The 13,327-nt window shown below is 75.0% G+C and carries 11 protein-coding genes; 5 read left to right on the top strand and 6 right to left on the bottom strand.

Going from position 1 to position 13,327, the window contains the following annotated elements; genetic code table 11:
* Positions 1 to 3 precede the first annotated feature (3 nt).
* Positions 4 to 1,632: a glycerol-3-phosphate dehydrogenase/oxidase gene (locus tag H299_RS0128780; protein WP_027751248.1), complete on the top strand. Its 1,629-nt coding sequence runs from the start codon at positions 4 to 6 to the stop codon at positions 1,630 to 1,632.
* A gap of 260 nt (positions 1,633 to 1,892) precedes the next feature.
* A complete protein-coding gene (locus H299_RS36820; protein WP_078513125.1) occupies positions 1,893 to 3,113 on the top strand; it encodes a PAC2 family protein in 1,221 nt (406 codons plus the stop codon).
* A gap of 106 nt (positions 3,114 to 3,219) precedes the next feature.
* On the opposite strand, the gene mshC is transcribed toward H299_RS36820, so the two are convergent.
* The 4 genes from mshC to H299_RS0128805 form a co-directional block, all read right to left on the bottom strand.
* Positions 3,220 to 4,449, bottom strand: a complete 1,230-nt coding sequence (gene mshC / locus H299_RS0128790) for a cysteine--1-D-myo-inosityl 2-amino-2-deoxy-alpha-D-glucopyranoside ligase (protein ID WP_027751249.1) — start codon at positions 4,447 to 4,449, stop codon at positions 3,220 to 3,222.
* A gap of 119 nt (positions 4,450 to 4,568) precedes the next feature.
* Positions 4,569 to 5,486, bottom strand: a complete 918-nt coding sequence (locus H299_RS0128795; RefSeq protein ID WP_486587483.1) for an SCO1664 family protein — start codon at positions 5,484 to 5,486, stop codon at positions 4,569 to 4,571.
* Complete coding sequence (locus H299_RS0128800; RefSeq protein ID WP_027751251.1) at positions 5,450 to 6,040, bottom strand: DUF3090 domain-containing protein; 591 nt, start codon at positions 6,038 to 6,040, stop codon at positions 5,450 to 5,452. Before H299_RS0128800 ends, H299_RS0128795 begins: the two co-directional genes overlap by 37 nt.
* A gap of 64 nt (positions 6,041 to 6,104) precedes the next feature.
* Positions 6,105 to 6,818: a histidine phosphatase family protein gene (locus tag H299_RS0128805; RefSeq protein WP_027751252.1), complete on the bottom strand. Its 714-nt coding sequence runs from the start codon at positions 6,816 to 6,818 to the stop codon at positions 6,105 to 6,107.
* Between the two features lie 121 nt (positions 6,819 to 6,939).
* Here H299_RS0128805 and corA point away from each other — a divergent pair, with 121 nt between their 5' ends.
* Positions 6,940 to 7,929 carry a magnesium/cobalt transporter CorA gene (gene corA, locus H299_RS0128810; RefSeq protein ID WP_027751253.1) on the top strand — a complete coding sequence of 330 codons (990 nt, stop codon included), beginning with the start codon at positions 6,940 to 6,942 and terminating at the stop codon, positions 7,927 to 7,929.
* 85 nt (positions 7,930 to 8,014) lie between these two features.
* On the opposite strand, the gene H299_RS0128815 is transcribed toward corA, so the two are convergent.
* Both H299_RS0128815 and H299_RS0128820 read right to left on the bottom strand, forming a co-directional pair.
* On the bottom strand, positions 8,015 to 8,803 hold the full coding sequence (locus H299_RS0128815; protein ID WP_027751254.1) for a ferritin-like domain-containing protein: 789 nt from the start codon (positions 8,801 to 8,803) through the stop codon (positions 8,015 to 8,017).
* A gap of 239 nt (positions 8,804 to 9,042) precedes the next feature.
* Positions 9,043 to 10,092 carry an LLM class F420-dependent oxidoreductase gene (locus tag H299_RS0128820; protein WP_027751255.1) on the bottom strand — a complete coding sequence of 350 codons (1,050 nt, stop codon included), beginning with the start codon at positions 10,090 to 10,092 and terminating at the stop codon, positions 9,043 to 9,045.
* Positions 10,093 to 10,167: 75 nt separating this feature from the next.
* On the opposite strand from H299_RS0128820, the gene H299_RS0128825 reads away from it, so the two are divergent.
* Both H299_RS0128825 and H299_RS36825 read left to right on the top strand, forming a co-directional pair.
* Positions 10,168 to 11,151 carry an aldo/keto reductase gene (locus H299_RS0128825; protein WP_027751256.1) on the top strand — a complete coding sequence of 328 codons (984 nt, stop codon included), beginning with the start codon at positions 10,168 to 10,170 and terminating at the stop codon, positions 11,149 to 11,151.
* Positions 11,148 to 13,178: a helix-hairpin-helix domain-containing protein gene (locus H299_RS36825; RefSeq protein ID WP_037761133.1), complete on the top strand. Its 2,031-nt coding sequence runs from the start codon at positions 11,148 to 11,150 to the stop codon at positions 13,176 to 13,178. Before H299_RS0128825 ends, H299_RS36825 begins: the two co-directional genes overlap by 4 nt.
* The last annotated feature ends 149 nt before the right edge of the window (positions 13,179 to 13,327 follow it).

Below are 13,327 nucleotides of genomic sequence, written 5' to 3' on the forward strand. Positions count from 1 at the left end.
AGCATGAACACCCTGCAGAGCGTCCCCTCCCCCGGGACGCACCCGGCTGCCGGCGCCCGTCCGGGCCGCGCCGAGACCAGAGAGCGGCTCGCGCAGGCGACCTACGATCTGCTGGTCATCGGCGGCGGCATCCTGGGGACCTCGGTCGCCTGGCATGCGGCGCAGTCGGGGCTGCGGGTGGCGATGGTGGACGCCGGCGACTTCGCCGGCGCCACCTCCTCCGCCTCCTCCAAGCTGGTGCACGGCGGCCTGCGCTACCTGCAGACCGGCTCGGTCCGGCTGGTCGCGGAGAACCACCACGAGCGGCGGGTGCTGGCCAGGAACGTCGCACCGCACCTGGTCAACCCGCTGATGTTCTACCTGCCCGTCTACCGGGGCGGCCCGCACGGCGCGGCCAAGCTGGGCGCGGGTGTCTTCGCCTACTCGGCGCTGTCCGCCTTCGGCGACGGCGTCGGGCGGATCGTGGCGACCTCGAAGGCGCTGGCGGACAACCCGGCGCTGCGTACGGAGAACCTGCGCGCCGTCGCGGCCTACGGCGACCACCAGATGAACGACTCCCGGATGGCCGTCATGACGGTGCGCGCGGCCGTGGAGTCGGGCGCGGCCGTGCTCAACCATGCCGAGGTCACCGGGCTGCGCACGCGTCGCGGCCGGGTGACCGGCGCGGAGCTGCGCGACCGGCTGGACGGCACCGAGTTCGGTGTGGACGCCCGTCTGGTGCTGAACGCGACGGGCCCCTGGGTCGACCACCTGCGCCGGATGGAGGACCCGGGCGCGGCCCCCAGCATCCGCCTGTCCAAGGGCGCGCACCTGGTGCTGAAGCGGAGAGCGCCCTGGCGGGCGGCGATGGCCACCCCCGTCGACAAGTACCGCATCACGCTCGCGCTGCCGTGGGAGGACCAGCTGCTGCTGGGCACCACCGACGAGGCGTACGAGGGCGATCCCGGCGACGTCGCGGCCACCGAGGCGGACATCCGGCAGATCCTGGACGAGGCGTCCGTCTCCATCCGCGACGAGCACCTCTCCCGCGAGCTGGTGAGTTACGCCTTCGCCGGGCTGCGGGTGCTGCCCGGCGGACCGGGCGACGTGAAGTCGGCCAAGCGGGAGACGGTCGTCTCCGAGGGCCGGGGCGGCATGCTGTCGGTGGCGGGCGGCAAGTGGACGACCTACCGGCACATCGGCCGCACGGTGGTGGCCAAGCTGGCGAGCGCCTCCGGGGCGGCCCCGGCGGGGGCCGGCGGGGGGCCCGTACCGGTGAAGTCGCTGATCCGGCACGCCCCGCTGCCGGGCCTGTCCCACCCGGACGCGGTGACCCACCGGTTGCTGGCGGACCGCGAGGCGGACGCCGGGATGGACCCGCTGACGGCTCGTCAGCTGGCCACCCACTACGGCTCGCTGGCCTTCGACATCGCCCGCCTGGTCAAGCAGGACCCGGCGCTCGGCGAGCGCATCCACCCGGACGGGCCGGAGATCTGGGCACAGGTGGCCTACGCCCGCGACCAGGAGTGGGCGCAGACCCCGGAGGACGTGCTGCGGCGCCGGACCACGCTGACCATCCGCGGCCTGGACACCGAGGAGGTCCGCGGCCGGGTCGCGGCGATGCTCGCGGGGGACGCGGGCCACGAGGCCTGAGCCGGCTCCGCGCACCGGGCCCGGCCCCGGCCCCGTACGGCAGGCCGCTCCCTCCAGGGGGTGACCTGCCGTACGAGTGTCCGCGCCGGCGGGGGAGGCCCGGGCCGCGGGCGGGCGTACCGCCGGGACTGGTGCGTGCCGGAGCGCTTGCGGAAGCTGCGGCAGGGGCAGCGTCACGCCGTAGGCTGGTGGCCGCACGGATCTGGAACGGCAGCCGGTGCGGGGCGCAGCGCTCCGCAGCGGCCGGAAGGAGGCGCTGGGTGATCGAGCTGGAGGGGGTTCCCGAGCTGGTCGATCCGGTCATGGTGGCCGCGTTCGAAGGCTGGAACGACGCCGGCGACGCCGCCTCCACAGCGGTCGGCCATCTCGAACGGGAATGGAAGGGCGAGGTGTTCGCGGCGCTCGACGCCGAGGACTACTACGACTTCCAGGTGAACCGTCCGCACATGTGGCTGGACGGCGGTTCCCGGAAGGTGACCTGGCCGACGACGCGCCTCTCGGTGGTCCGGGTCGGCGACTCCGACGGCAAGGGCAGACCACGGGACCTCGTGCTGGTGCGCGGCATCGAGCCGAGCATGCGCTGGCGCTCGTTCTGCAACGAGGTGCTGGGCTTCGCCCACGAGCTGGGCGTCGAGATGGTGGTGATCATGGGCGCGCTGCTCGGTGACACCCCGCACACCCGTCCGGTACCGGTCACGGGCATGACCTCCGATTCCGACCTGGCGCGCACGATGAGCCTGGAGGAGTCCCGGTACGAGGGGCCGACCGGCATCGTCGGCATTCTCCAGGAGGCGTGCACGCACGCGGGCGTGCCGGCGGTGAGCCTGTGGGCCTCGGTGCCGCACTACGTCTCGCAGCCGCCCAATCCCAAGGCGACTCTGGCGCTGCTCAACCGGCTCGAGGACCTGCTGGAGCTGCGCATCCCGCTGGGTGAGCTGCCGGAGGACGCGCGTGCGTGGCAGCTGGGGGTCGACCAGCTCGCGGCGGAGGACAGCGAGGTCGCGGAGTACGTCCAGTCGCTGGAGGAGGCGCGGGACACCGCGGAGCTGCCGGAGGCCTCGGGCGAGGCCATCGCCAAGGAGTTCGAGCGCTATCTGCGGCGCCGGGACGGCGGCCCGGGCCCCGGGCACGCGGCGGGGAGCCCGGAGGGCGGTTCGCCGTATCTGCGCGAGCCGGGCAGCGGCCGTGCCCGGCCCGCCAGGCCGCATGCCGCGGAAAGCGACGCGGCGGGCGGCACCGGGGGCGGCGCGCGGCAGCCGGACGGCGCGGGCGCGGACGACTCCGCGGACGCGGAAGCGGGTGGTGACGCGGCGGAGCCGGGCAGACGGGCGAAGCCGCCCCGGAGGAAGCGGCCCGCGCCGCCGTCGGACCCTGGGGCCGACGGCGGCGCGGGCCCCGACGAGGGCGGCGGTGACCGGGGCGGCCAGGGCGACGACGGCGAGGACACCGGCGAAGGCGGCGCCAGCGGCAGCGAGGGCTGACCGGCGGCCGACCGGCCTGGGGCCCGGCTGGTCCGCCGGGCCCCGGGCGCTGGCCATGTCCTCAGCCGCGGTCCGGCCGCGGCCTACCCGAGGAGTCCGGCACGGCTCACAGCGCCACCCCCAGCAGCGCGTCGACCGCGCGCGAGGCCAGGCCGGGCGCGCCCTCGTCCGTGCCGCCACCGGCCTGCTGGGCGGCGGCCCAGCGGTCCACGGCGGCCAGCGCCGCCGGTGCGTCCAGGTCGTCGGCGAGCGCCTCGCGGATCTCCTCCACCAGTGCGTCGGCCGAGGGCCCGTCGGGGCGGGAGACGGCGGCACGCCAGCGGGCGAGCCGCTCCTCGGCCTCTTCCAGCACCGCCTCGGTGTACTCCCAGTCCGCGCGGTAGTGGTGTGCGAGGAGGGCCAGCCGGATGGCGGCGGGGTCGGTGCCCGCGCGACGCAGCGCGGAGACGAAGACCAGGTTGCCCTTGGACTTGGACATCTTCTCGCCGTTCAGCGCCACCATGCCCGCGTGCACGTACGTCCGGGCGAACGGGTACTCGCCGGTGAGCGCCTGGGCGTGCGAGGCCCCCATCTCGTGGTGCGGGAAGACGAGGTCGGAGCCGCCGCCCTGCACGTCGAAGCCCATGCCCAGCTGTTCGAGGGCGATGGCGACGCACTCGATGTGCCACCCGGGCCGGCCGCGCCCGAGCGAACCTCCGTCCCAGCTCGGCTCGCCGGGCCGCGCCGCGGTCCACAGCATCGGGTCGAGCGGGTTCTTCTTGCCGACGCGCTCCGGGTCGCCGCCGCGTTCGGCGGAGAGCAGGCGCATCGTTTCCGCGTCCAGCTGGGAGACCGTGCCGAAGTGCGGGTCCGACTCGACGGAGAAGTAGGTGTCGCCGGCGAGTTCGTAGGCCGCTCCCATGTCGCGCAGCCGTTCGACGAGCGGGACGATGCCGGGGATGGACTCGACCGCGCCGATGTAGTGCTGCGGGGGAAGCATCCGCAGGGCGGTCATGTCCTCGCGGAAGAGCTCGGTCTCGCGCTCGGCGAGCGCGGTCCAGTCCTCACCGGTCTCGACGGCCCGCTCCAGCAGCGGGTCGTCGATGTCGGTGACGTTCTGTATGTAGAGAACCTGCCGCTGGGTGTCCAGCCAGACCCGCTGCACGAGGTCGAAAGCGTTGTAGGTGGCCGCGTGCCCCAGATGGGTGGCGTCGTAGGGCGTGATGCCACAGACATAGAGACGGGCCGTGGGACCGGGGCTGACGGTCACCGGCCCTCCGGTCGCGGTGTCGTGAATCCTGAGGTCGCGGCCTTGACCAGGCAGAGCGGGGACCTCGGAAGCGGGCCAGGCATACATGCCTTGAGCGTAACCGCACGGCTGTTCCGGGTACGAGCGGGACCGCGGAATTGGCCGGAACGGCGATCCCCCGGCTCCCCCTCCCCCGCCGGAGCGGCACCGGCGGAGGGGTGAGGGAGTTACACCGGCGGCCAGGGGATGGCGGGCCAGTCGCCGCTGGGCAGCGGGTGCCGCCCCGAGGAGAGCAGCGCCTCGGCGCGCTTGCGCAGGGCCTCCAGCTCGGCCGCGGTGATCAGCTCGCCCAGTCGGGTGGCGAGCGCCGCGCCCGGCGCCAGGCCCGACGCCAGCTGCCGCAGGACGCCCAGCGCCTCGGCGGTGAGCGGCTCGCCCGCCCAGCCCCACAGCAGCGTGCGCAGGCGGTCGTCGGAGTGGAAGGTGACGCCGTGGTCGATGGCGTGGAGTCTGCCGTCGGGGGTGGTCAGCAGGTGGCCGCCCTTGCGGTCGCCGTTGTTGATCACCGCGTCGAGGACGGCGAGCCGGCGTAGCCGCTGATCGTCGGCGTGCACGAGGAGGGCGGTGCGCCCGGCGCCGACGTCCGCGCGGCCGATCGCCTTCCAGCCCGGGCCGGGCTCGGCCTCGTCGACCAGGGCGAGCAGCTCCCCGTGGCCGCCACCGTCACCCTCGGCGGCGCCGTCCGCGTCGTCCCCGTCCGCCTCCTCGCCGGGCACCGGGCCGATCCACCGCTGGCACATGCCCTCGCCGTACGGCCCCTCGCGCAGCACCGTCTCCGGGACCAGCCCCCAGCCGGTGGCCTCGGAGACCGCGTAGGCCGCGACCTCGCGCTGGGCCAGCGTGCCTTCGGGGAAGTCCCACAGCGGGCGCTCCCCGGCGACCGGCTTGTAGACGCACCGCAGGGTGCGGCCCCGGTGCTCCACCTCGCCGAACAGGACGGCGTTGGACGCCTCCGTGATCCGGCCGAGCACCGAGAGAGTGCCGCGCTCCAGCAGCTCCCGCACCTGCGCCGCGTCCGGCACACCGTCCCCGCCCTCCGCACCATGGTTCATTCCCCGCGCCGGTATCCGTTCTGGCGCGGACAGACGTGGCCGTCCGGGTCGAGCGGGAGGCTGCACAGGGGGCACGGCGGGCGTCCGGCGTTGACCACTTCGAGGGCGCGCTTCGCAAAGGAGCGGGCCATCGTGCCGCTTATCCGCACCCGCAGCATCGGCGGGCCGTTCTCGTCGTCCTGGAGGAGTCGCTCCTCGGCGTCGGCGAGGTCCTCCTCGGACTCCGCCTCCAGCTCGACCAGGGCCTGCGCCTCGACGACCATGCGCGCGGCCTCGCCGTCCCAGGCCAGCGCCATGGTGCCGACCCGGAACTCCTCCTCCACCGGGGACTCCAGCGGGGCCATGTCCTCGACCTCGGCGGGGGTCACGGCCGGGACAGGGGCGTTGCCGCCGGAGCGGCGCACCACCTCGTCCAGCAGTTCGTCGATCCGCTCGGCGAGGGCTTCCACCTGAGCCTTCTCCAGTGCCACGCTGGTCGTCCGGCCGGTGGCGGAGGCTTGCAGGAAGAAGGTACGGCGGCCCGGCAGTCCGACCGTGCCGGCCACGAATCGGTCCGGCGGATCGTAGAGGAACACCTGACGGGACACGTCCTGCTCCATTGAGTCGGCGGCGGCTTCACTGGCAGCCTACTGCGCGTGCTGATCACCGTGCCTACGCGCCGCCCCCCACCGCCGCGCTGCTGCCGGCGGCCGGTTCGGCGGCGGCGTCCCGGTGCTCCCCCTCGCTGGGCTCCGGCGGCGCCAGGGAGTCCAGCTCGCCGGTGTCACCGAGCCTCATCAGGAAGGGGCGCAGCGGCGTGTAGCGGATGGCGGTGACCGAGCAGGGGCCGACCGCGACGCGCTGGAAGAGGTCGAGGTGCATGCCCAGCGCGTCGGCGACCAGCGACTTGATGATGTCCCCGTGCGAGAACACGGCGTAGACGGCGTTCGCGCCGTGCTCCGCCTCGATCCGGGCGTTCCACTCGCGTACGGCCTCCACCGCGCGGTGCTGCATGGCGCGCATCGACTCGCCGCCGGGGAAGACCGCGGCGGAGGGGTGCTGCTGCACGGTCGCCATCAGCGGTTCCTCGGCCAGCTCGGCAAGCTTGCGGCCCGTCCAGTCGCCGTAGTCGCACTCGCCGACGCGGTCGTCCGTGTGCACGGGAAGCTCCGGGCGGGCGGCGGACAGCGGCGCCAGCGTCTCCTGGCAGCGTTGCAGCGGGCTGCTGACGAGGGCCGTGAGCGGCACCCCGGCAAGCCGTCCGGGGAGCGCCGCCGCCTGCCCGCGGCCGTGCTCGTCGAGCGGCACCTCGGGGGTCCAGCCGGCCAGCAGACCGGCGGTGTTCGCGGTGGATCGGCCGTGGCGTACCAGGAGAAGCGTGGGCATGTCCGCCAGCCTACGGCGTGGGCGGGAGCGGCCGTCCGCGGGCGTGTGCCCCCTTCGTACGCCGGGGCGCGGGGGTCGCGGCGGCGGCGCCGGGGTTGTGCGGACGGCGAGGCAGGGAAGAATGCCCACCGTGATCGTCGACTGTGCCCTGTACCGCGACGGGCGCCGTGTGGAGCGCCCCGCCGAGTTCTCCGCCGCGCTCGACGAGGCCCGCCAGACGGGGAACGCCTTCTTGTGGGTCGGCCTGCACGAACCGACGCCGGAGGAGTTCGCCCATGTCAGCCGCTCCTTCCGGCTCCATCCGCTCGCCGTGGAGGACGCGCTCGGCGCGCACCAGCGCCCGAAGCTGGAGCGGTACGAGGACTCGCTGTTCCTGGTCCTGAAGCCGGTGAGCTACGACGACAGCCTCGGCTCGGTCTCGGCCGGCGAGCTGATGGTCTTCCTCGGCGACTCGTTCGTGATCACCGTCCGGCACGGCGAAACCAACCCGCTCGGTGCGGTGCGCGAGCGGCTGGAGCAGGAGCCGCAGGTGCTCCAGCACGGACCCACGGCCGTGATGTACGCGGTCAGCGACGCCGTCGTGGACCACTACACGGAGGTCGCCGCGGAGCTGCACGTGGACCTGGACGAACTGGAGGAGGAGGTCTTCACCCCCGGCGGCCCCGGCCAGGCCCGGGTAGCGGAGCGGATCTACGCCTTCAAGCGGCAGGTGCTGGAGTTCCGCCGGGCCACCGGTCCGCTGGCGGAGCCGATGGAGCGGCTGGCGGCGGGGGTGCCGTTCGTGCCGGAGCGCTCACGGCCCTTCTTCCGGGACGTCAGCGACCATCTGACCCGGGCCAACGAGCAGGTGGAGGGTCTGGACCGGCTGCTTTCGGACATCCTGGCCGCGTACCTGGCGCAGATGGGGGTCCGGCAGAACGACGACATGCGGAAGATCTCCGCCTGGGCCGCGATGTTCGCCATCCCGACGATGATCGCCGGCGTCTACGGCATGAACTTCAGGCACATGCCCGAGCTGAACTGGCCGTGGGCGTATCCCGCGGTGATCGTGCTGATCGGCGGGGCCTGCCTGCTGCTGTTCCGCCTCTTCAAACGGCGCGGCTGGCTGTGACGGGAGGCGCGTGCCCTGCGGTGCCTGCCCCGCCCCGGCCGGGGCAGGCACCGTGGGGCAGGGCGCCGTCAGGCAGGGCGGGCCGTCAGGCGAGCCGGGTCTCGGGCGCGCTCGCGCCGCCCAGCGGGTCACGCCGCTCGGGCATCCGGAGGCTGACCATCCGCCGCCAGCCGCCGAGCCGCTCGTAGCCGTGGACCGAGTGGATTCCGGCCGCCAGCAGCGCCGACTTCGCCCGCGGCCAGCCCAGGATGTGCCCCATCCGCTCCATCACGCCGAGGCTGACGTCCCGGTAGACACCGACCTCCTCGGTGGCGCACTCGCGCAGCGTCCGCCGGATCTGCGGTCCGTAGCCCTCGGCGGCGAGTGCGAGGAGTTCCTCGTGGCAGTAGGCGAGGTGGTTGTCCTCGTCGTGGGAGATCATCCGTACGGCTCTGCCGACCTCCGGGTGGGTGGCGAAGTGCTTGTGGAGCATGGCCATCTGGTCGGAGGCGCGCTGCTCGGTGACCCGGCTGTGTGCCAGGTAGGTGACGAGGTCGTGCTCGGTCAGCGGCACGTCGCGGCGGAGTTTGTCGTGCGCCAGCCCGATGCCCGCCCGCTCCAGCAGCATCGTGTAGTCCAGTTCCCGGGGGACCTCGACCGGCGTCAGGCCGCGCTTGCGCAGCAGCGCCTGGAAGAGCCTGCCGTGCTTGTCCTCGTCCGCGCCGTGCCGCGCGACCTTGGGCGCCAGGGCGCGGCGGTGCTCGGGGACGAGGGCCGCGATCCGGCCGTTCTCCCACCCTCCCTGGGCCTCTCCGCTGGCCGCGATGGAGCAGAAGAGACGGAAGGAGTCGTCGTTGTCGACGATCTCCTGGAACAGGCTTCGGGCCGAGAGCATCGCTGCCACCTCCGTGCACGCCATTGCCGGTTGCGACCTCGCCCAGGTCGTATCCGAGTCAAGGGCGGCGCGGGCGGGGCGGCAACAGGTGGGCGCGGCGACTGGGCCGTTCGGTGGAAAAGCCGCGCCGCGGGACAGGGGTACAGGCGCGGCGGCCTCGTCCTGTCGCGGACGAGGCCGCCTGCGGGGAGAGTGTGCGGGCCGGGGGCACCGGTCCGGGGCAACGGTCGGGTGCGGCCTCAGGCCAGCGAGGCGCGCTCCATCGCGGTCACGCCCGCGCGCAGCGAGGCCAGCCGCTCCTCGAGGGTGAACCCGGCGGGCGCGAGGGACAGCGTGCCCACACCGGCGTCGGCGTACGCCTGCATGCGCTCGGCGATCCGCTCCACCGGGCCGATGAGGGTGGTGGAGTCGATCAGTTCGCGCGGCACGGCGGCCGCCGCGCCGTCCTTGTCCCCCGCCAGGTACTTGTCCTGGATCTCGGCGGCGGCCTCCTCGTAGCCCATGCGCTGGGCGAGCCGGTTGTAGAAGTTCTGCTTGCGGCTGCCCATGCCGCCCACGTACAGCGCGGTGTAGGGGCGGAAGACGTCGGCCAAGGCGTCCACGTCGTCGCCGAGCGCCATCGGGACGGTGGGGCAGATGTCGAAGCCCTCCAGCCCCTCGCCCGCCTTGGCCCGGCCCGCGCGCACGGGCGCCAGGGCGGTCTCCTCGGCGTGCTCGGGCGAGAAGAGGACCAGGAGGGCGCCCTCGGCGATCTCGCCGGTCTGCTCCAGGTTCTTCGGGCCGATCGCGGCGATGTAGAGCGGAACGCGCTCCCGTACGGGGTGCACGGTCAGCTTGATGGGCTTGCCCGGTCCGCCGGGCAGCGGCAGCGTCCAGTGCTCGCCCTGGTGGGTGAGCCGCTCGCGGGACATGGCCTTGCGGACGATCTCCACGTACTCGCGGGTGCGGGCGAGGGGCCGGTCGAACTTCACTCCGTACCAGCCCTCGGAGACCTGCGGTCCCGAGACACCCAGCCCCAGCCGGAACCGGCCACCGGAGAGCGAGTCGAGGGTGGCCGCGGTCATGGCGGTCATGGCGGGCGTGCGCGCCGGAATCTGGAAGATGCCCGCGCCGACGTCGATCCGCTCGGTCTGCGCCGCCACCCAGGACAGGACGGTCGGCGCGTCGGAGCCGTACGCCTCGGCCGCCCAGCAGACGGAGTAGCCGAGGCGGTCCGCCTCCCGGGCGACGGCGAGGTTGTCCGCGTCCATCCCGGCACCCCAGTAGCCGAGGTTGATACCGAGCCGCATACCGGCCCCCTTACTGATCAGTAACGTCCTTGTCCACGGGACTCTAGCGCGCCGCCGCAAGTACGCTCAACGCCCATGGAGCACAGGCACCTGGGCCGTACCGGCCTGCGCGTATCCCGGATCGGACTCGGCACCCTCACCTGGGCGCGGGACTCCGGGGAGCAGGACGCCGCCGACCAGCTGAAGACCTTCTGGGAGGCGGGCGGTTCGCTGGTGGACACCGCCGACGTGTACGCCGACGGCGGCGCCGAGTACCTGCTCGGGCGGCTGCTGGACGGGCTGGTGCCCCGCCGGGATCTGGTGATCGCGACCAAGGCGGGCAGCGTGCCCGACCCCGACCGCCGCTTCGACTCCTCGCGCGGCCACCTGCTGGGCGCCCTCGACGCCTCCCTGCAGCGCCTGGGCACCGACCACGTCGACCTGTGGCAGGTGCACGCGTTCGACCCGGTCACCCCGACGGACGAGACCCTGCAAGCCCTGGACATCGCGGTCGGCAGCGGCCGGGCCCGCTATGTCGGCGTCTCCAACTTCAGCGGCTGGCAGCTGGCCAAGGCGGCCACCTGGCAGCTCGCCGCACCCGGGACGCGTACCCGGCTGGCGAGCACGCAGATGGAGTACTCGCTGCTCCAGCGCGGCATCGAGCGCGAGGTGCTGCCGGCCGCCGCCGACCTCGGCCTCGGGCTGCTGCCCTCCTCGCCGCTCGGCCGCGGCGTGCTGACCGGCAAGTACCGGTACGCCGTACCGGCCGGATCGCGGGGCGCCTCGGAGCAGTTCGCGCCGTTCGTCGCCCCCTACCTGGACGAGGCGGCGGGCCGGATCGTGGACGCGGTGGCCATCGCCGCCGACGGACTGGCCGCGACCCCGCTCCAGGTGGCGCTCGCCTGGGTGCGGGACCGGCCCGGCGTCACCGCGCCGATCCTCGGCGCCCGTACGTCGCAGCAGCTCACGGAGGCGCTGTCAGTGGAGGGCCTTAGTCTTCCGGAGGAGATCTGCCAGGCGCTCGACGACGTGTCGGCCCCGGTGCACCGCTATCCCGACCAGGACTGGAGCGAGCTGTGACGAGCCAGGACAAGGCAGCCGAACTCCTCGCGGCCGTGCGGGCCGTGGAGAGCGGGGAGCGCCCCGCGGCGTCCTTCTTCACCGGTCCCGCGCCCGGCGCCGCGCGGGCGGCCCGGCCCGCGGGGGCGCCCGCCGCGGGGCCCGCGCCGGGCCCGGAGCAGTCCCCTGCCGCGCCCGTGGCGCCGGAGGGCCTGCGGGCGCTGCTCGCCGGCGGCGGCGCACCCCAGGGGCTGGAGGCCGCCGCGGTCGCGGCGCTGGGCGAGCGGGCCGAGGAGGTGCTGCGGGGCGATCCGTGGCAGCTGCTGGCGGTGCCCGGCGTGCTGCCTGAGCAGGCCGACGCCTTCGCCCGCGCACTGCTGGGCGAGGAGTGCGGGCCCGGCGACGAGCGCCGTACGCAGGCACTGGCCGGATGGCTGCTGGAGCGGGCGGCCCTCCAGGGGCACACGGCGATGGAGCCGGGCGCCCTGACCGAAGGGCTGGCCGGGCACGGCGTCCCCGACCCCGGCGAGGCGCTCCGCGTGGCGGCCGACACCGGCGAGGTGCTGATCTTCGAGGACGCGCTGGAGGAGGTGGCCGCGCGCGGCGCCGCCGCCCCGGCCGGCCCCGCCCCGGCGGCGGACGGCGGCAGCGGGGAGGGCGAGGACGCGCGCCCCGTCCGGCTGCTCGTCGGGCTGGACCGCTACGCCCTGGCGGAGGAGAGCACGGCCGACGGCCTGGCGCGCCTGGTCAGCACGTTCGCGGCGCCGGAGGCAGCGGGTGCGGAGCGGTGGGAGCGGGCCGCGGCCGGGGCCGGATCGCCGTCCGCCGCAGAGCTGGTGCGTGCCGTCGCGGGGCACGGCCTGGTGACCCACACCGGCGGTGAGGCGGCGCGGGCCGAGCCCGCGGCGCTGGTGGCGGCGGCCCGGTCGCTGGGGCTGCGCGCGTACGCCGCCGCGCACAGCGCGGACGGGCGGCAGCGGGTGGCGGAGCTGATCGCCGCGGCCTCCGGCGGCCCGGCGGCGGACGCCGCGACGGGGGGCGGCGACGCGGCGGCGGACGCCCCGGCAGGCGACACCGCGGCCGTGACGGTGGCCGGGCTGCTCAGCGGCCGGGAGGGCCCCGGCACCGGCGAGGACGGCGCACGCGCCCTCGACCTGCTCGTCGTGCTGGACGCCCCGCAGCTGGGCGCCGAGGCGGCGGCGGCACTGGTGGAATCCGTGCCGGACGGCGCCCGGCTGGTGCTCAGCGGAGATCCGCTGCTGCTGGGCGGCGCCGGGCCCGGCCAGGTCTTCGCCGACGTGCTGGGCGCCCGCGTGTGCCCGCAGGTGGCCTCCCGCACGCCCGACCCCGGGCCGCTGGGCGAACTGGTCTCCGGCATCGGCGTCGGCGAGCTGAACCAGGTCGAGGCCCCCGAGCGGGAGGTCGTCATCGTCCCGGTGCGGGACGCGGGCGACGCGGTGCACCGGACGGCGCAGCTGGTGGCCGACTCCGTGCCCCGCGCGATCGGCATCCCCGCGTCCGAGACCCAGGTGATCACCCCGGGACACGGCGGCGGCGCGGGCACGCGGGCGCTCAACGCCGCGCTCAAGGAGCGCCTGCATCCGGGCCCCGGCCGGTTCGGCGGGTTCGACCCCGGTGACCGCGTGCTCCACTCCGCCGCCCCGGGCCGAGCGGTGCTGGGCACCGTCGTCTCCGCGGACGAGACCGGGCTGCGGCTGGAATGTGCGGGCGGCAGCGTCGTCGTGCCGCGCGATCAGGTCGCCGGATCGCTGCGGCACGGCTGGGCGGTGACGGCGCACCAGGCCGCCGGGATGCGCTGGCCCGCCGCGGTCGTGGTGCTGCCGGGCGACGCGGCCGGGGCGCTGACCCGTGAGTGGGTCTACACGGCCTTCGGCCGCGCCGAACGGCACCTGTCGGTGGTGCACGGAGCGGACGAGGCGCTGCCGCGGGCCGTCGCCGGGGTCACCGCCCCGCCCCGTACGACGCGGTTGCGCACGCTGCTCGGCGCGGCCGTCCGCGCCGCGGCGGCGCCGGTGAGCGCGGGCTAGGTCACGGCTGGCACGTGGCGCCGTCCGCCCGCCGGGCGTACGGCGTCCGGTGCACCGCGCTCACCTCACCCGCTCCGTCCCGGCTCCTTCCCCCGCCACCGGAAGCCGCGCACACCCGCGAGGTGGAGGCCCCCCGCCGGGCGTACGCG

This window comes from Streptomyces sp. CNH287 (genome assembly GCF_000424825.1).

Coding starts and splice junctions, on each gene's coding strand:
- H299_RS0128820 (WP_027751255.1), bottom strand. CDS start 10,092: ATGCGGCTCGGTATCAACCTCGGCTACTGGGGTGCCGGGATGGACGCG.
- H299_RS0128815 (WP_027751254.1), bottom strand. CDS start 8,803: ATGCTCTCGGCCCGAAGCCTGTTCCAGGAGATCGTCGACAACGACGAC.
- H299_RS0128780 (WP_027751248.1), top strand. CDS start 4: ATGAACACCCTGCAGAGCGTCCCCTCCCCCGGGACGCACCCGGCTGCC.
- H299_RS0128825 (WP_027751256.1), top strand. CDS start 10,168: ATGGAGCACAGGCACCTGGGCCGTACCGGCCTGCGCGTATCCCGGATC.
- mshC (WP_027751249.1), bottom strand. CDS start 4,449: ATGTATGCCTGGCCCGCTTCCGAGGTCCCCGCTCTGCCTGGTCAAGGC.
- corA (WP_027751253.1), top strand. CDS start 6,940: ATGCCCACCGTGATCGTCGACTGTGCCCTGTACCGCGACGGGCGCCGT.
- H299_RS0128805 (WP_027751252.1), bottom strand. CDS start 6,818: ATGCCCACGCTTCTCCTGGTACGCCACGGCCGATCCACCGCGAACACC.